Source organism: Leeuwenhoekiella palythoae (assembly GCF_020310025.1).
Lineage (GTDB): Bacteria > Bacteroidota > Bacteroidia > Flavobacteriales > Flavobacteriaceae > Leeuwenhoekiella > Leeuwenhoekiella palythoae.
Map to the genome: position 1 here is coordinate 3,959,154 of NZ_CP084318.1, position 16,562 is coordinate 3,975,715.

The window sequence follows — 16,562 nt, forward strand, 5'->3', positions numbered from 1 at the left end:
AGTATATAAATCGAAACCATAAGTTGGTGAGCGATGGTATGGCGCTCTAATTTAGTGTTGGTGCGCGATTTCATCGCATACCTCTTTTAAACCTTATTTAGGCTCATAAAATACTGTCGTGCCCGTTGCATTACTTTAGGAGCGAGGATAAGCGTAGCCAACATCGTTGGGATCGCCATTAATGCAAAAAAGGTATCGATCAGGTTGATCATTAGATCCAGCGAAGTGGTCGCACCGATTAAAATACTGGCGATGTAAAAATAATTGTACCAGTGTTTGTGGCGCGTTCCGAAGATAAAGGCCAAACATTTAGAGCCGTAGTACGAATAGCTGAATAACGAACTGATACTGAACACTGCGATACACACCAATAATACATAGGGTCCGTAGCCCGGAATACTATCGCTAAAGGCTTTAGCAGTAAGGGTTACCCCATTGGCTTCACTGGTTTGCCAAACCCCGGTCACCAAAATGCACAAGGCTGTCAGGGTACACACGATCACGGTATCTATAAACGGACCCAGCATCGCCACAAGTCCTTCACGAATGGGTTCTTCGGTCTTTGCGGCGCCGTGTGCCATAGGTGCGGTACCAATTCCTGCTTCATTAGAAAACGCACCCCGCCGAATACCCAAAATGATCAAAGCGCCTAACATTCCGCCAAACATAGGATCACCAGTGTAATTTTTCGCTGCAAACGCATCGGTAAAAATAAGCTGCAGGTAGCGCGGTACCTCAGCGGCATTTATAAATAAAATTGCCAGCACCGCAACAAAATACAGCACCACCATCGCAGGCACCATTTTACTCGCCGTTTTGCTGATGCGGTTGAGTCCGCCCAGGATCACGATCCCGGTAATGACTGCCAGTACAATACCGATGCTCAGATCAGTAGCAAAGCCTTTTTCAATTCCGTTAGGCACCAGTAAAATATCATTTACGGCTTGCGTGAGTTGGTTTACGTTAAACACCGGCAACGCGCCCACGAGTCCGGCAATACTGAAGAATACCGCCAGCGGTTTCCAGACTTTGCCTAAACCTTCGGTAATAAAATACATAGGTCCGCCTTGCAACGTTCCCGAGTCATCTTTTCCTCGGAACAAAATAGCCAAGGTACAAGTAAAGAATTTGGTGCTCATTCCTACTAAGGCGCTGATCCACATCCAGAACACCGCACCGGGACCACCTACCGCTATGGCTACAGCAACACCCGCAATATTGCCCATCCCTACGGTAGACGACAAAGCCGTCATCAACGCCTGAAAGTGACTGATCTCCCCGGGATCGTCAGGATTATCATACTTGCCGCGCAACACCTGAATGGCGTGCCCAAAATATTTAAAGGGAAGAAACCGCGAATAGACTAATAAAAACAGTCCGCCGCCAATTAATAAAAATAAGAGTGGCAAACCCCATACAAATGAGGCAGCTTCAGCGATCCATTGATTCAATACGTCCATAGAGGTGTAAGTTAATTATTTAAAAGGAAGTATGCTTTGAACACTATTCCTTTTGGCGCTAATACGCTACCTCACGGCAAAACGTTCAGGAACGCGTTAAAAACAAATTCTAAGTTCGAGGCATCCCGATAGCTATCGGGATAGGTTACTCCTATTTGATTGCGCCAAAAAAAACCGAAAAGAGTACTACCTCTTTTCGGTTTGTAAATATTTAGATTGCTCTCAACCTTATGCCTTCAAGTAGTTCAACACATTGGTTTCAATACGTTTGTCAATATCCGAAAGATCTGCCTTTACAAAAGTTTCGCCGGTAATATTCTCATACAACTCGATATAACGCTCAGAAACGGTCTCAATATACGCATCAGTCATCTCCGGCAAGGTTTGTCCTTCTAAGCCCTGAAAACATTTGCTGATAAGCCATTGGCGCACAAACTCTTTAGACAATTGCTTTTGCGCTTCGCCTTTTTCCTGACGCTCCGCATAGCCATCTGCATAAAAGTAGCGTGACGAATCTGGGGTGTGAATCTCATCAATGAGTACAATCTCCCCTTCGGCCGTTTTACCAAACTCATATTTGGTATCTACGAGGATGAGTCCACGCTCGGCAGCGATCTCCGTCCCACGCTGAAAAAGCTTATGGGTATAATCTTCTAATACCGCATAGTCATCCGCAGAGACAATTCCGCGTTTTAGAATATCTTCTTTAGAGATGTCCTCATCGTGATCGCCCATTTCGGCTTTAGTCGCCGGGGTAATAATAGGTTGCGGAAACTTATCATTTTCCTTCATTACTTCCGGTAACGGCACACCGCACAGCATACGCTTTCCGGCTTTATATTCTCGAGCCGCGTGCCCGCTCATATAGCCACGAATCACCATCTCTACTTTAAAGGGTTCGCACTTCTTCCCTACCGCCACATTAGGATCTGGCGTCGCTGCCAGCCAGTTAGGGACCAGGTCTTCGGTATCGCGCATCATTTTAGTCGCGATCTGGTTAAGGATCTGTCCCTTGTACGGGATTCCTTTAGGCATCACCACATCAAACGCACTTAAGCGGTCTGTTGCGATCATTACCAAAAGGTCGTTGTCAAGGCTGTACACTTCGCGCACTTTACCTTTATAAACATCAGTTTGTCCCGGAAAAGTATAATTTGTATCCGTTATGGTTTTATTTGACATTGTATGTATTCTAGGTTTAATCTCTGTTTTCTATGGCTTTGTAGGCAGCGATCACTTTCTTCACGAGACGGTGACGTATCACATCTTTATCATCCAGATAGATCATCCCTACTCCGTCAACATCTTTAAGTACCAAAAGCGCTTCTTTTAGTCCGCTGATCACGCGACGCGGAAGGTCTATCTGTCCCGGGTCACCGGTGATCAAGAATTTGGCGTGTTTCCCCATACGGGTTAAAAACATCTTCATCTGTGCGTGGGTGGTGTTTTGCGCTTCATCAAGAATCACAAACGCATTATCTAAAGTACGCCCACGCATAAACGCCATAGGAGCGATCTGGATCACGCCTTTCTCGATAAAGCTCTCCAGCTTCTCGTGCGGAATCATATCACGCAACGCATCATACAACGGCTGCATATACGGATCTAATTTCTCTTTAAGATCTCCCGGTAAGAAGCCCAGGTTCTCCCCTGCTTCGACCGCAGGACGGGTGAGAATGATGCGCTTTACTTGTTTTTCCTTTAAGGCTTTTACAGCAAGGGCTACACCAGTATAGGTTTTACCTGTTCCCGCAGGACCAATGGCAAACACCATATCGTTCTTACGTGCCATATCTACCAGTTTACGCTGGTTTGCCGTTTGTGCTTTGATGAGTTTTCCGCCAACGCCGTGTACGAGAATTTCACCGCTTTGGGGAGAAGTCTCATAATCTTCACGGCTATCGCTGGTAAGCACCCGCTCTATCATATTTTCGTCAAGCTTGTTGTACTTCGCAAAATGCTCCAGCAACATCGTGATGCGTTTATCAAACTCTTCGAGAAGATCTTCGTCGCCATAGGCCTTAATATGATTGCCCCGGGCGACCAGTTTTAATTTAGGAAAGTACTTCTTAAGAAGTTCTATATTGGCGTTGTTCTGACCAAAGAATTCCCTTGGTGTGATCTCTGAAAGTTCGATGATAAGTTCGTTCAAAAGCGGAAGAATTTTATAAAAAAACTAGTTAATTATCTTTAGTTTTGTGCTCTAACAAATGTAACCAAATTTAGTAACTATCCTCCCTAAAAATATCAACAATACCACCTATGCCTATACTCACATTAACCACAGATTTCGGCTTAAAAGATCATTTTGCCGGCGCGGTTAAAGGGGCTATTTATAGCGAAATGGCTGATGCCAGAATTGTTGATATCTCGCACAATGTATCGCCTTTTCATATCACCGAAGCGGCGTACATCATTCAGAACGCGTATAAAAACTTCCCACCGGGTACCATACATATTATCGGGATCGATTCTGAGCAAAATCCCGAGAATAAGCATATTGCAGTAAAGCTTGAAGGCCAGTATTTTATTTGTGCTAACAACGGGATTATGTCTATGATCACCAAGACCATCAATCCTGAAGAAGTCGTCGAGATCAACATTCACGATCGTATTAAAACCAATTTTACCGAGCTTGATGTTTTTGTTCAGGTAGCGTGTCATATCGCCCGTGGAGGTACGCTGGGTGTGATTGGAAAACCCATCAAAGAGATCAAAGAAATCACCGGGATTATGCCGGTGATCAACAGCGACCAAAAAGGCATTATAGGGAATGTGATCTATGTTGATAACTACGGAAATGTGATCACCAACATCACCAAAAGACTTTTTGAAGATGTTGGTAAAGGCCGCAAGTTTACCATTCAGGCACGGCGTGCGATGTTTAAAAAGATCCACCAGCATTATAGCGATGCGATCAATTTTGAGATCGAAAAAAGCAAACGGGAAGAAGATGGTAAAAAGATCGCCTTGTTCAATTCGTCGGGCTATCTTGAACTCGCGATTTACAAAAGCAATCCGAGTACAGTGGGCAGTGCCTCTACCCTATTTGGTCTGGATTATCGTGATGCCGTTAGTATTACTTTTGAGTAAAAGACACGCACAGCTTCAATTATAAAATTCGTAAATTTACGAGGGTTGGGATGCTAAGTATCGCAACCTTTTTAAGTATTTTATTATAAATCAAAGAATTCCATAAGAATAACGGAATTCTCACAATACAACGAATTCATGAAAAATATTGCAGTTATTGGTGCAGGAACTATGGGTAATGGCATTGCACATACGTTTGCCCAACACGGTTTTAAAGTAAGCCTTATTGATATTTCTGAAACGGCGCTGAAAAACGGAATCGCCAACGTTACCAAAAATCTGGATCGTCAGGTGGCTAAAGAAGTGCTTACCGAAGCGCAAAAAAACGAAACCCTGCTCAATATTGCTTTGCTTACCGATCTTAAAGAAGGTGTTACCAAAGCTGATCTGGTCGTTGAGGCTGCCAGCGAGAATCTCAATATTAAACTGGATATATTTAAAAAGCTTGAAGAGCTGTGCAAGCCCAATACCATTTTGGCAAGTAACACGAGTTCGATTTCCATCACTCAGATCGCTGCTGCCACCAAACGCGCTGATAAAGTGATCGGGATGCATTTTATGAATCCGGTGCCGGTGATGAAACTCGTGGAGATCATTAGCGGGTACAATACTTCGCCGGAAACTTTAGCGACTGTGACCAAACTCGCCGAACAGTTGGGCAAAACTCCTGTTCCTGTTAATGATTATCCGGGCTTTGTGGCCAACCGTATCCTGATGCCGATGCTTAACGAAGCCATTGAAACCTTATACAATGGTGTTGCCGGCGTGCGTGAGATCGACACGGTGATGAAATTAGGAATGGCGCACCCTATGGGACCTTTACAATTAGCAGATTTTATTGGTCTGGATGTGTGTTTGTCTATTCTAGAGGTAATGTATGAAGGTTTTAAAAATCCGAAGTACGCGCCTTGTCCGTTACTCGTAAATATGGTAAGAGCCGGAAAACTCGGTGTCAAGTCAGGTGAAGGTTTTTATGATTACAGTGAAAGCAGAAAAGCTGAAACGGTATCCGCTCAATTTCAATAATTTGTGGTAAAGTCCAAAATTGCCTTGCTGGGCGTGTTCTGTTTTGTAACCATTATTTATTTAATGGCAGTCTGTATATTGGTTTTAACTGAGCAATTTCCAACATTAAGCACCTTCAGTCTTTATACTATGTTGGGTTTGTTTTTTTTCTGTTTGCTTTTTCTTCTAACGGAATTCAGAAAACGTGCAGATGTATTTATTCTGTCTGAGAATCAAATCGAAAAGCGTTCGTTTTTCGGCATTGGTTATGCGCTACATTTCGATTTAGAAGAATTAGACGGCTTTACTGAAATGGAATACTATTCTAAAAAGTATATACATCTTATCAAAAACGGAAAACGCGTGGCTTGTTGCTGCAACTTTCATATGCGCAATTATGACGAAGTGAAGAAGGCTTTAGGGGATACATTGATCTTTTTGGGGGAAGAGAATTATTCTTTAAAAGCTGAAGTTGCGTATTTAATAAAATTATAAGCAACTTTGGGCTGAAGCCTTTCAGCTAAATACTTTAAAATGCCAAAGATCATTCCTTTTAGAGCCGTACGCCCTACCCGAGACAAGGTGAGTTTAATTGCCTCGCGCTCGTATGACACGTACACCAAAGCCGAGCGTAAAGCCCGTTTAGACAACAATCCGTATTCGTTTTTACACATTGTGAATCCCGGGTATAAATACCATAAAGAATTGAGCGGTCAAGAGCGCTTTCAACTCGTGCGCAACCGGTATCTGGAGTTTAAGGAAGAAGGTATTTTTATCAAAGAGGAACAACCGGTGTTTTATGTGTATAAGATCGTGAATCGGGACGCTGAAAGTTTTACCGGGATCATTGGCGCGGCTAGTGTTGCTGATTATAAGAACAATCACATCAAGCGACACGAAAACACGATTAAAGCGCGTGAAGAAGTCTTTAAAGAATACCTGAAAACCACAGGATTCAATGCCGAAGCGGTGCTACTCACCCACCCTGATTATATACCGTTGAACGCTATGTTTGAAGAAGTGATGCGTGCTCGAGCGGAGTATGAATTCACAACCACCTACCGTGATACGCACTATCTGTGGCCGGTAACCGAGGAACATCTCATAGAAAAAATAAAGACGATTTATGGCGATATGCCCGAACTGTACATTGCAGACGGACATCATAGGTCGAGTTCGTCTGCACTCTTAGCAGACGACTTGAATGCTTCGGATTTAGCGGGTGATGCGCACGACTATTTTATGACGTATATCATTCCCGAGTCGCATTTGCGCATCCACGCGTTTAGCAGGATGATCACCGATCTCTGCGGAATGGATAAAGATATGTTCCTGATCAAATTAGATTCGATCTTTAAAATTGAAAATCGTGGCGATGAATATATTCAGCCTTCAAAAGTGCATCACTTTAGTATGTATCTCGACGGTGACTTTTACACTTTAGAATTGCGTAAACACTATCGAAATTTTAAAGATGCTTTAGAAGGTTTAGATGCTCAGATACTTTTCGACCTGGTACTTAGCCCTATTTTAAAAATACAAGACCCGCGACAAGATGCACGTTTAGCCTACGGAAAAGGCAAAAATGATATGCTTGGCGCTAAAGAAAAAGTAGATCGTGGTAAATATGCTGTCGCTTTTGGCTTGTTTCCGGCTACGGTACAACAAATCAAAGACATATCTGATGAAGGACTTACTATGCCTCCTAAATCTACTTTTATTCAGCCTAAACTGCGCAGCGGAGTGACGATTTATGAGTTTCTCTAGCTAGCATAGCCCGTTACAAATATGTACCTTTACGTCATTGTGAAAGCACAGTAATTTATGGCTGATATAACGCAGAACCTAAAACAATTCAAATCTGAATTACCGAAAGAAGTCACCCTCGTAGCGGTTTCTAAAACCAAACCTAACGAGGATCTACAAGAAGCTTACGATGCCGGTCAGCGTATTTTTGGTGAAAACAAAATACAGGAAATGACCGACAAGTGGGAAGCGCTTCCTAAAGACATTCAGTGGCATATGATAGGTCACGTACAGACCAATAAGGTTAAGTATATGGCGCCTTACGTCAACTTAATTCACAGTGCAGACCGACTCAAACTCTTTAAAGAGATCAATAAAGAAGCGAAAAAGAATGAACGCGTCATTGATGTATTACTTCAGGTAAAAATTGCCGAAGAGGATAGTAAGTTTGGGATGCCGCCTGAAGAAGCCAAAGCGTTTTTAGAAGAAAATAAGGCTGCCCAGTATCCTAATGTAAATATTGTAGGTCTAATGGGGATGGCCTCGTTTGTTGACGATGAAGTGCAGATTAAGCGCGAATTTGCCCAACTTGAGAAAATTTACAATACCTTTAAAGAGCAGTATGCTTTTAGCGTGCTTTCTATGGGAATGAGCGGTGACTACAAACTTGCTCTTGAACATGGTAGCACTATGGTACGTGTGGGAAGCGCGATCTTTGGTGCCCGCAACTACAACTAAATACTAATTATAAAACTAGCGCTACACGGCCTATGTATGCAATTCTCGATCTAGAAACTACCGGAGGAAAATACAATGAAGAAGGAGTTACCGAGGTTGCTATCTACAAATTTGACGGTCATCAAGTAGTTGATCAATTTATCAGTCTGGTAAATCCTGAGCGGCCTATACAAGCTTTTGTTGTAGGACTTACGGGTATAAATAACGCGATGTTGCGCAATGCCCCAAAGTTTTATGAGGTGGCCAAACGCATCATCGAGATCACTCAGGATTGTATCATTGTAGCGCATAATGCGCAGTTTGATTACCGCATTTTACAATTAGAGTTTGACCGACTAGGATATGATTATCAGCGCAAAAGTTTATGTACGGTAGAACTCGCGCAAGAGTTGCTTCCGGGGCAAGAAAGTTACAGTTTAGGTAAACTCGTAAGAAATTTAGGCATCCCGATTACCGATCGACATCGGGCTAATGGAGATGCTTTAGCTACGGTAAAGTTGTTCAAATTACTGCTAGCAAAAGACAGTAAAAAGACCATTATACAAGAAGCGATCAAACTGAATCCTAAAAAGCAAATTGATACAAAGCTTCGGGATATAATTGCAGACCTGCCCAGCAGCACCGGCGTTTATTATATGCATAACGCAAATGGCTCGGTTATTTATATCGGCAAGAGCCGCAACATCAAAAAGCGGGTGAATCAGCATTTCACAAGCGATAACCGCAAGTCTAAAAAGATTCAAGAGGAAGTTGAGGCCGTGAGCTACGAGGAGACCGGTAGCGAACTTGTAGCGCTTCTTAAGGAGAATGAGGAGATCAAGAGCATAAAACCCAAACATAACCGGGCGCTGCGACGTACAAAATTTAAAAGTCAGTTGGTTCAATTCAGGGATGAAGCCGGGTATATTAACCTTCGGTTGGAAAAAGCAGACCCGAGAAAAGAGCACATCACGACTTTTGCCACCAGTCATTCTGCAAAGCAATATTTAGAAAAAATGCTTGTGGAATATAACTTGTGCCAAAGCAAAATGGGGCTTCATACTACCGATAGCAATTGCTTTAACTATACCATTAAAGCCTGTGATGGCGCCTGCGTGGGAGAAGAATCGGCAGCAGATTATAATGCCAGAGTTACTGAGTTTATCAGCAAGCATAGTTTTGAAAATAAGAACTTTTTAATCATTGATCGCGGGCGTTCTGTTGATGAGCGCAGTGTGGTTTTAATTGAAGAAGGAAAATTTAAAGGCTATGGTTTTTATAACTTGAACTTTCAGATCAATAACTTAGATATTTTAGAGCGCATCATCACACCGATGCAGGATAACCGCGATGCCAGACATTTAATTCAAAGTTATTTGCGTACGCGAAAAGTGATCAAAATTATGGAACTGACTGAACTAGAAAATTAAGATATGATTAAAAGCCTACTATTATTTTCGGTAATTCTTCTTTTCGGAAGTTGCTCTGTTCAAGATAACGACCTCGATTATTATACAGATTCTCAACAAATAAAGCTTATTTGTCAAGTTTCAGTTTCCACTGAAAAAACTGACCCTTTATATGCGTTGCTTCTTGAGGGTAAATATTATAAAATAGATGATTTTTTTGAAGATATTCCTATTTCAGCTCTAGCGAAAGTATCAATTTTAAAAGGGAAAAAAGCTACTGCAAAATATGGTGCTAGTGCTTCTTACGGCGCTATTGAACTAGAATATAAACCGGCATTCAGAAAGCAACTCTTGGCTAAAAATCTTGAAGAATTAACTGTAACTCTTTGACACAACCCCAAAAACATACCTGGAAAACACGACTACATGAAGTGATCTATGAAGCAGATACTCCTGCCGGAAAGACCTTTGATGTGGTGCTGCTCATTCTCATTTTCGTGAGTATCATTCTGGTCATGCTAGAAAGTGTTGCTCCTATGCAGGCCCAATACGGTGATTATTTCTATTTAGGCGAATGGATCATTACTATCTTCTTTACGATCGAATATATTTTACGCGTAATTTCCATCAAAAAGCCATCCTCCTACATTTTTAGCTTTTATGGTTTAATCGATTTGATCTCTACGATCCCGTTGTATCTGTCGTTTTTTATTGTGGGCACAAACGCCTTGCTCACGATACGTGCGCTGCGCTTGCTACGTGTGTTCAGAATTTTAAAAGTTACCCGATACATTGGGGAAGGCAATAAGCTTGCGCGTGCTTTGCGAGACAGCAGACCTAAAATTCTGGTATTCCTTTTTGCGGTAATGATTCTTTCGATCATTGCGGGCACCTTGATGTATATTGTAGAAGGGCCAGAACACGGTTTTAAAAGCATTCCGGTAAGTATTTACTGGTGTATTGTGACCCTGACAACGGTGGGCTTTGGAGATATTGCCCCAGTGACTGCTTTAGGGCAGTTTATTGCTACCGTCATTATGGTTGTGGGTTACGGAATTATCGCTGTACCTACAGGCATCGTAAGCGCCGAGATGGCCAAAGGAGAACGCAAAGAACCTGAACCACAAAAATTGCATATGAACACTCAGGTTTGTCACCATTGCGGAGCGAGAAAACATCAAGATTCGGCTAAATATTGTCACAACTGCGGAAACAGTTTGCATTATGAATAAACTACTTATTGCTGTGGTAGGGCCTACCGCTATTGGTAAAACAGCTTTAGGAATAAAGCTTGCAAATCATTTTGATACGGAAATCATTTCGGCAGATTCCAGGCAGTTTTTTAAAGAAATGAGCATAGGTACAGCTGTACCTGATGAAGACGAACTAGCAGCAGCCAAGCATCATTTTATTCAGCATATTTCGGTTGAAGAAGAATATAATGTGGGGCTTTTTGAACAGGAAGCACTTGCCAAGATCGAAGCACTTTTTAAAGAACACGATGTGGTAATTATGGTAGGCGGCTCAGGACTTTATGTAGATGCTGTTATCAAGGGTTTAGACAAATTTCCTGATGTTGATCCAGAAATTCGAAGCATACTTATTCAACAATTAGAATCTGAAGGTATTGAAAGCTTACAAAACCAACTTCAAACTTTAGATCCTGAACATTATCAAAGAATTGATCTACACAATAAGCAACGCCTTATTCGGGCGCTTGAAATTTGTTTGGGTACAGGAAAACCATATTCCTCATTTTTAGCAAGAAACACTGTTAAACGACATTTCAACACTTTAAAAATCGGTCTTAATGCAGGGCGTCAACTTATTTATGACCGCATCAACAAGCGTGTAGATGTGATGATTGAAAAAGGCTTGATTGAGGAAGCTAAAGGCTTATATGCTAAGCGCGAACTGAATGCTTTACAAACGGTGGGATACCGGGAATTGTTCAGCTATTTCGCAGAAGAATTTGACTTAGATACTGCCATTGAAGAAATTAAAAAGAATACCAGAAGGTTTGCCAAACGCCAACTGACCTGGTACCGCAAAGATGAGACGATTGTCTGGTTTGACTACAACACACCTTTTGAAGAAATTATACAAAGGATAAAAGAAAAAGTGCCTCTTTAGCAGAGGCACTTTCTTTACCACTAGTATTTATTTTTCTTCTTCGGTCTTTACAACCAAACGGAAACCTTCTCCGTGAATGTTAAGTATTTCTACAGTATCATCACGTTTAAGATATTTACGCAGTTTAGCGATGTACACATCCATACTACGAGAAGTAAAATAGTTATCATCTCGCCATATTTTTGTAAGTGCCAATTCACGTGGCATCAAATCATTTTCGTGTAAGGCTAAAAGACGTAATAATTCGTTTTCTTTGGGAGAAAGTTTATTAGGCTCTTCGTCTTTATAGGTTAAAAAGCGCAGTTTAGAATTCAGAAAGAAATTTCCGATCTGAAATTCAAATTGCTTACTATCTGCAACAGAATCTGTAGCCTTGCGCAGCATAATCGCTTTGATCTTCATAAGCAATACTTCACTGTCAAATGGCTTGTTCAAATAGTCATCTGCACCTACTTTGTACCCTTTAAGTACATCTTCTTTCATCGCTTTTGCGGTTAAGAAAATAATAGGCACATCCTCGTTTTTCTCACGTATTTCTTTCGCTAAGGTAAAGCCATCTTTATACGGCATCATTACGTCAAGAATACAAAGATCAAAGTCGTCTTTTTTAAACTTCTCAAAACCTTCCATACCATTTTTGGCATGCGTTACGTCATAATCATTCATTGAAAGATAGTCTTTCAACACCGTCCCGAAGTTTGGATCGTCTTCTACGAGTAGGATTTTTTTGTTTTCAGTTTCCATATGTTTAAGATATTAGTGGTAATTTAATTATGAATGTACTGCCTTTGCCCTTATCGCTTTGTACCCAGATCTCACCTGCGTGATCCTCTACGATACGTTTTGCATAAGCCAGACCAAGGCCGTGTCCTTTTACATTATGAATATCGCCGGTATGCTCGCGATAAAACTTGTCAAATATTTTTTTCTGAACTTGTTTGGTCATTCCATCGCCCTGATCTTTGATTTTAATCAGGATAAACGTTTTTAAGTTCTCTGTATATACATCAATCTTAGGAACATCTGTAGAATACTTCACCGCATTATCTAAAATGTTCACCAGCACATTTGTAAAGTGCGACTCGTTAGCTAACACCGAAGTTTTCACCGCTCCTAAATGCGTATTGATATATCCCTGACGGTCCTCTACGATCAACTCAATATGCGTTATCGCATCTTCGATGATATCGTGAAGATTTAAGCGTTCCTTCTTAATATCAAGCTCATTTTTCTCAAGCTTAGAGATGCGCAATACATTTTCGACTTGCGCGTGCATTCGCTTATTTTCTTCCCTGATCATACCCATATAGCGTGTCAATGCCTCCGGGTTACTGCTGATTTTTGGGTTTTTTATAGCGTCTAGAGCAAGGTTGATCGTTGCAATAGGCGTTTTAAACTCATGCGTCATATTGTTGATGAAATCGGTTTTGATTTCTGAAATTTGACGTTGCTTTACCAACTGCTGCAAGGCACTACTGTAAGCGATGACAATAATCAACGTAAACAGAATACTCAAACCTCCCATTCCTATTACTGAAGAAACAACAAATTTCTTCTCTCCGGGAAAATTAGCCACCAATTGATAGTCGCTATTTCCTTCCACATCAGTAAAGAGTGGTACGCTGAAGTTTTGCTCTGGAGATTGCAAATCAAAATCCTTAGAGCGCACGCTAGTAACTAAATTGTTACTGTATACCGCATATTCAAAATTGGTATCCATATCGCGCTCTGCCAATTCCATCGTTAACAAACGCTGCAAATCTGCTTCTTCAACACGTTTATGAATAGGGATTTTTCGCGTGATATACATAACCGCTTGCTCGATATTGTAGCGTTCTATCTCACTTAGATCAGACATTCTTGTCAGCACCGTGGTACGATCAACTTCAGAACGGTCAAGGTCATTTTTATCAATGATCTGCGTGTACTGTCGCTGCAAGTAGCGTTTAAATTTGATGCTGTCTACCTCATAATCTAAAACCGGCGCACTCAGCTTATAATCTTGCTCAACAATGCTGTTTCTAAAAATATACGATTCGTTAGATAGCGAGTCATCTTGTTTGTAGATCAGATCATACAAACTCACATCATCAGGCACTCCTAAGCTATCGCGCATACGCAGTACAGGATTATACCAGGTGTTCACCTCTTTCATTTGTATATCCCGAGCAACTTCTTTGAGAACTTGTTTGGCACTAAAAGCAAATTGACCACGTTTTGCTTCAATACTATTTGAGATCCAGTAACCCTGCACAAATATGATGCCTATAAGAGACAAGCTCATCAGCACAACGAGGAGTACAAATAGATTTTTATTCATAGCCCAAATGTATGATTTTAACATTTAGGACTTTGGTGGTTTAACCAAATGTTAACAAGAATAAGCTATGTGTTTACGCGGTCTCCCAAGAGTTGAAGATGTATTTCTCTAGCTTGTTTTTTCGATTCTTCGAGGTCTATGTTCTCGATCAAAAAGTCTGCCAAAGGAATCTTTTTAGCATCTGGCCACTGCTTATTTATGCGGTCCTTGATCGCCGCTACTGAAGTTTCATCTCTTTTTAAAACACGTTGAATACGTACTTCTTCCGGAGCAGTTATGAGGATTATGGCATCGCAGGATTGCGCTGTACCATTTTCAAAAAGAATAGCAGCTTCTTTAAGCACATAAGGTGCGTGTTGCGCTTCTTTCCATTGTTTAAAATGTTCTCCTACTGCAGGGTGAACAATTTTATTGAGTTGCTCGAGCAAATGCTCATCTTTAAAAACCAAGGCTGAAATAAATTTTCTATTGAGTTTCTGACCTTGATAAGCTTCAGCACCAAAGAGTGATATGATTTTTTCCTTCAGTGCTTCGGTATGCATTAAAGCCTTGGCTTCGGCATCAGCATAATACACCGGAATATTAAATTCAGAATTAAAAAAAGAGGCAATGGTACTTTTGCCACTTCCTATTCCACCGGTGATTCCTACTGTTTTCATTTTATTTTACTAATAAATATTGCACCGTGCTTTCGCTCAATCGAATATCGCGCACATAAACGGGAGCTTCTTTTACCTCGGGTGTCAACGAAGTTGAAGAATCATCTACCTGATCAAAATCTACCACCACCTTAAAGTCAGATGACTTAACCAGTTCGTAGTTACTTAAGTTCACATTAAAGATTACATTTATGCGCTTCGGAAACACTTTTGCCGTAACATTAGCCGGAACATTAATTAACTGAAGAGGAACAGAAACACTACCTTCAGTAAACTTATCAACCGAAAGCGAGTACAGCACTTTTTTAGGCTGAATTTCTACCATTGGAATGTTTGATGCAAAGCGCAGGTTTAAACTATCTGCCACCGAATTGCGCACTTCCTCAAAACGCACCGCATCAGTGTACACACGCGTAATGGTATCAACTTCAGACTGCGGTCCGCGTATTGTGACCGTGTCGGGTTTAATTTTAAAACCTTCAAGACTACCGTATCCTGCCGCAAAATCCACTTGATAATCAGGAATCACAACAACTTGCTTTTCATAATTTCGATCCAAATCAAAAAATACGGTATCGGGCTGAAACGCTGTAATATCGCTTCCGGTCAAACTGCCTTGTAACGCATCGTCTTCCGGATTGAAAACATAAAAAGCTTTGCCTTTTGCTTTCTGAAGTTGAGAAAGATCTATAGGAAATTGCTGAGAGAAAAATCGGTACTTAAAGTAGTCATAACCGCTTGCTTTGCCAGTCACTTTGACCTCATTTGCAGAGGCCGATTTAAGAATCTGATCCTCACTTAAGTTTTGAAAAGTCAGCGGCACTTTCACCGAAAAACTAAAGTTTCGGTTGAGTTTGATCATCACAGAAATCGTAGCCACTACCAATAAAATGGTAAGAAAAACCCTTAGGTTAGAATTTTTATTTTTCTTCTTTTTATCTGACATCGCAAGGCTTTTGATTCAAAATTACTCAAAAAATAAATGGGGATATTCTGCACGCGGGTCCTTTTTAAACCAACCGATTTTTATCTTCGATACTAAAAAAGCTTTTCCGTAGCCGGCAAACTGAACCAAAACTGCCCACACGCTCAATAGCCCGATCAAAATACTTTTATTGACAATTGAAGCGTGAATCGCAATGGCTGCAAAATAGAATGCATACATCAATATAGGCAAGCCGATATCAGCTAATGCAAAAAGGATTGCAACAACTAAACCCAGCACAAAAAAACTGGGAAACCAAAAAGTCAATCGTGCCGATTCTGGATGCCACTGCGTCAAAATAGGTCTCACGGTGCCAAACTTTTTTACCTGTGTATAAAACTTAGACCATGAAATACGGCGTTTGTGATACACATAAGCATCAGAAAGCAATTGAGATTCAAAACCTAACTTCCACAATCTAAGGGTGAGGTCAGGATCTTCACCTGGGTGAATGGTACCAAAACCTTGAGAGGCTTCAAAAGCTTTTTTCGAAATGCCCATATTAAAACTACGCGGTTCAAATTTTTTAGACGCTTCCTTTCTGCCTCTAATTCCACCGGTGGTAAGCAATGAAGTCATCGCATAATTAATCGCTTTTTGCAGGGTAGTAAAATCGCGATGCGCAGCATCTGGTCCACCAAAAAAATCAGTAAATTTTGCTTTTAATCCGGTTTCAACAGCCCGTAAATAATCTGGCGGCAACACGCAATCACTATCTAAGATTAAAAAATAATTGCCTTGTGCACGTTGCATCCCATAGTTTCTCGACGCCCCGGGACCGGAATTCTCTTTAAAAAAATAACTGCAATTGAGTTCAGGAAATTGCTTAACAATGGCTTCTGAAGTTTCAATGGAACCATCTTCAACTATAACAATCTCATAAGGTTTGTTATATTCCTGATGTTTCAAACTTTCAAGAAGTTCGTAAACTTCTTGTGGTCTGTTATAAACAGGTACAACAATTGAAAAATGTACATTCATCTGAATCAATTAAAACTTCAAAGCTCAATTCCCTTTTAAAAAAAATGCCCGAAG

17 protein-coding genes are annotated in these 16,562 nt (G+C 41.0%); 9 read left to right on the forward strand and 8 right to left on the reverse strand.

Annotation, left to right across the window (positions count from 1 at the left end):
• Positions 1-86: 86 nt before the first annotated feature.
• The 3 genes from LDL79_RS17005 to LDL79_RS17015 all read right to left on the reverse strand — a co-directional run bounded on the left by LDL79_RS17005 (position 87) and on the right by LDL79_RS17015 (position 3,612).
• Positions 87-1,460 carry an alanine/glycine:cation symporter family protein gene (locus tag LDL79_RS17005; RefSeq protein ID WP_225598613.1) on the reverse strand — a complete coding sequence of 458 codons (1,374 nt, stop codon included), beginning with the start codon at positions 1,458-1,460 and terminating at the stop codon, positions 87-89.
• Between the two features lie 228 nt (positions 1,461-1,688).
• Positions 1,689-2,642, reverse strand: a complete 954-nt coding sequence (locus LDL79_RS17010) for a phosphoribosylaminoimidazolesuccinocarboxamide synthase (RefSeq protein WP_225598614.1) — start codon at positions 2,640-2,642, stop codon at positions 1,689-1,691.
• A gap of 16 nt (positions 2,643-2,658) precedes the next feature.
• On the reverse strand, positions 2,659-3,612 hold the full coding sequence (locus LDL79_RS17015; protein WP_072982347.1) for a PhoH family protein: 954 nt from the start codon (positions 3,610-3,612) through the stop codon (positions 2,659-2,661).
• A 110-nt stretch (positions 3,613-3,722) separates the two neighbouring features.
• Between LDL79_RS17015 and LDL79_RS17020 the strand changes: the two genes are divergently transcribed.
• From LDL79_RS17020 to miaA, 9 genes are all read left to right on the forward strand, one after another.
• Positions 3,723-4,553: an SAM hydrolase/SAM-dependent halogenase family protein gene (locus LDL79_RS17020; RefSeq protein ID WP_072982349.1), complete on the forward strand. Its 831-nt coding sequence runs from the start codon at positions 3,723-3,725 to the stop codon at positions 4,551-4,553.
• Positions 4,554-4,691: 138 nt separating this feature from the next.
• Positions 4,692-5,579, forward strand: coding sequence for a 3-hydroxyacyl-CoA dehydrogenase family protein (locus LDL79_RS17025; protein WP_225598616.1), 888 nt, complete (start codon positions 4,692-4,694; stop codon positions 5,577-5,579).
• Positions 5,580-5,642: 63 nt separating this feature from the next.
• Positions 5,643-6,053, forward strand: a complete 411-nt coding sequence (locus LDL79_RS17030; RefSeq protein WP_225598617.1) for a hypothetical protein — start codon at positions 5,643-5,645, stop codon at positions 6,051-6,053.
• A 39-nt stretch (positions 6,054-6,092) separates the two neighbouring features.
• Entirely contained in the window at positions 6,093-7,325 is a 1,233-nt protein-coding gene (locus LDL79_RS17035) for a DUF1015 domain-containing protein (RefSeq protein ID WP_225598618.1), read from the forward strand.
• Between the two features lie 57 nt (positions 7,326-7,382).
• Positions 7,383-8,042, forward strand: coding sequence for a YggS family pyridoxal phosphate-dependent enzyme (locus tag LDL79_RS17040; protein ID WP_072982356.1), 660 nt, complete (start codon positions 7,383-7,385; stop codon positions 8,040-8,042).
• 32 nt (positions 8,043-8,074) lie between these two features.
• Complete coding sequence (locus LDL79_RS17045) at positions 8,075-9,451, forward strand: exonuclease domain-containing protein (RefSeq protein ID WP_225598619.1); 1,377 nt, start codon at positions 8,075-8,077, stop codon at positions 9,449-9,451.
• Between the two features lie 3 nt (positions 9,452-9,454).
• On the forward strand, positions 9,455-9,820 hold the full coding sequence (locus tag LDL79_RS17050; RefSeq protein ID WP_225598620.1) for a hypothetical protein: 366 nt from the start codon (positions 9,455-9,457) through the stop codon (positions 9,818-9,820).
• Positions 9,817-10,662, forward strand: a complete 846-nt coding sequence (locus LDL79_RS17055) for an ion transporter (RefSeq protein WP_072982360.1) — start codon at positions 9,817-9,819, stop codon at positions 10,660-10,662. The genes LDL79_RS17050 and LDL79_RS17055 overlap by 4 nt, the downstream gene beginning before the upstream one ends.
• Positions 10,655-11,563 carry a tRNA (adenosine(37)-N6)-dimethylallyltransferase MiaA gene (gene miaA / locus LDL79_RS17060; RefSeq protein WP_225598621.1) on the forward strand — a complete coding sequence of 303 codons (909 nt, stop codon included), beginning with the start codon at positions 10,655-10,657 and terminating at the stop codon, positions 11,561-11,563. Before LDL79_RS17055 ends, miaA begins: the two co-directional genes overlap by 8 nt.
• A gap of 27 nt (positions 11,564-11,590) precedes the next feature.
• Here the strand turns inward: miaA and LDL79_RS17065 are convergent, their stop codons facing one another.
• From LDL79_RS17065 to LDL79_RS17085, 5 genes are all read right to left on the reverse strand, one after another.
• The gene (locus LDL79_RS17065; protein ID WP_009780011.1) at positions 11,591-12,307 is read right to left on the reverse strand and encodes a response regulator transcription factor; all 717 of its coding nucleotides are present in this window, start codon (positions 12,305-12,307) and stop codon (positions 11,591-11,593) included.
• 4 nt (positions 12,308-12,311) lie between these two features.
• Positions 12,312-13,883 (reverse strand): sensor histidine kinase, encoded by a 1,572-nt coding sequence (locus tag LDL79_RS17070; protein ID WP_072982362.1) that lies wholly within the window; start codon positions 13,881-13,883, stop codon positions 12,312-12,314.
• A gap of 65 nt (positions 13,884-13,948) precedes the next feature.
• Complete coding sequence (coaE, locus tag LDL79_RS17075; protein WP_225598622.1) at positions 13,949-14,542, reverse strand: dephospho-CoA kinase; 594 nt, start codon at positions 14,540-14,542, stop codon at positions 13,949-13,951.
• A 1-nt stretch (position 14,543) separates the two neighbouring features.
• Positions 14,544-15,488 carry a CdaR family protein gene (locus tag LDL79_RS17080; protein ID WP_225598623.1) on the reverse strand — a complete coding sequence of 315 codons (945 nt, stop codon included), beginning with the start codon at positions 15,486-15,488 and terminating at the stop codon, positions 14,544-14,546.
• Positions 15,489-15,509: 21 nt separating this feature from the next.
• Complete coding sequence (locus LDL79_RS17085; protein WP_225598624.1) at positions 15,510-16,508, reverse strand: glycosyltransferase family 2 protein; 999 nt, start codon at positions 16,506-16,508, stop codon at positions 15,510-15,512.
• Between the last annotated feature and the right edge of the window lie 54 nt (positions 16,509-16,562).

Excerpts from the sequence above, each read along its gene's own strand:
- LDL79_RS17005 (WP_225598613.1), bottom strand. The coding sequence starts at position 1,460 with ATGGACGTATTGAATCAATGGATCGCTGAAGCTGCCTCATTTGTATGG.
- LDL79_RS17010 (WP_225598614.1), bottom strand. The coding sequence starts at position 2,642 with ATGTCAAATAAAACCATAACGGATACAAATTATACTTTTCCGGGACAA.
- LDL79_RS17020 (WP_072982349.1), top strand. The coding sequence starts at position 3,723 with ATGCCTATACTCACATTAACCACAGATTTCGGCTTAAAAGATCATTTT.
- LDL79_RS17025 (WP_225598616.1), top strand. The coding sequence starts at position 4,692 with ATGAAAAATATTGCAGTTATTGGTGCAGGAACTATGGGTAATGGCATT.
- LDL79_RS17030 (WP_225598617.1), top strand. The coding sequence starts at position 5,643 with ATGGCAGTCTGTATATTGGTTTTAACTGAGCAATTTCCAACATTAAGC.
- LDL79_RS17035 (WP_225598618.1), top strand. The coding sequence starts at position 6,093 with ATGCCAAAGATCATTCCTTTTAGAGCCGTACGCCCTACCCGAGACAAG.
- LDL79_RS17040 (WP_072982356.1), top strand. The coding sequence starts at position 7,383 with ATGGCTGATATAACGCAGAACCTAAAACAATTCAAATCTGAATTACCG.
- LDL79_RS17045 (WP_225598619.1), top strand. The coding sequence starts at position 8,075 with ATGTATGCAATTCTCGATCTAGAAACTACCGGAGGAAAATACAATGAA.
- LDL79_RS17050 (WP_225598620.1), top strand. The coding sequence starts at position 9,455 with ATGATTAAAAGCCTACTATTATTTTCGGTAATTCTTCTTTTCGGAAGT.
- miaA (WP_225598621.1), top strand. The coding sequence starts at position 10,655 with ATGAATAAACTACTTATTGCTGTGGTAGGGCCTACCGCTATTGGTAAA.
- LDL79_RS17065 (WP_009780011.1), bottom strand. The coding sequence starts at position 12,307 with ATGGAAACTGAAAACAAAAAAATCCTACTCGTAGAAGACGATCCAAAC.
- LDL79_RS17070 (WP_072982362.1), bottom strand. The coding sequence starts at position 13,883 with ATGAATAAAAATCTATTTGTACTCCTCGTTGTGCTGATGAGCTTGTCT.
- coaE (WP_225598622.1), bottom strand. The coding sequence starts at position 14,542 with ATGAAAACAGTAGGAATCACCGGTGGAATAGGAAGTGGCAAAAGTACC.
- LDL79_RS17080 (WP_225598623.1), bottom strand. The coding sequence starts at position 15,488 with ATGTCAGATAAAAAGAAGAAAAATAAAAATTCTAACCTAAGGGTTTTT.
- LDL79_RS17085 (WP_225598624.1), bottom strand. The coding sequence starts at position 16,508 with ATGAATGTACATTTTTCAATTGTTGTACCTGTTTATAACAGACCACAA.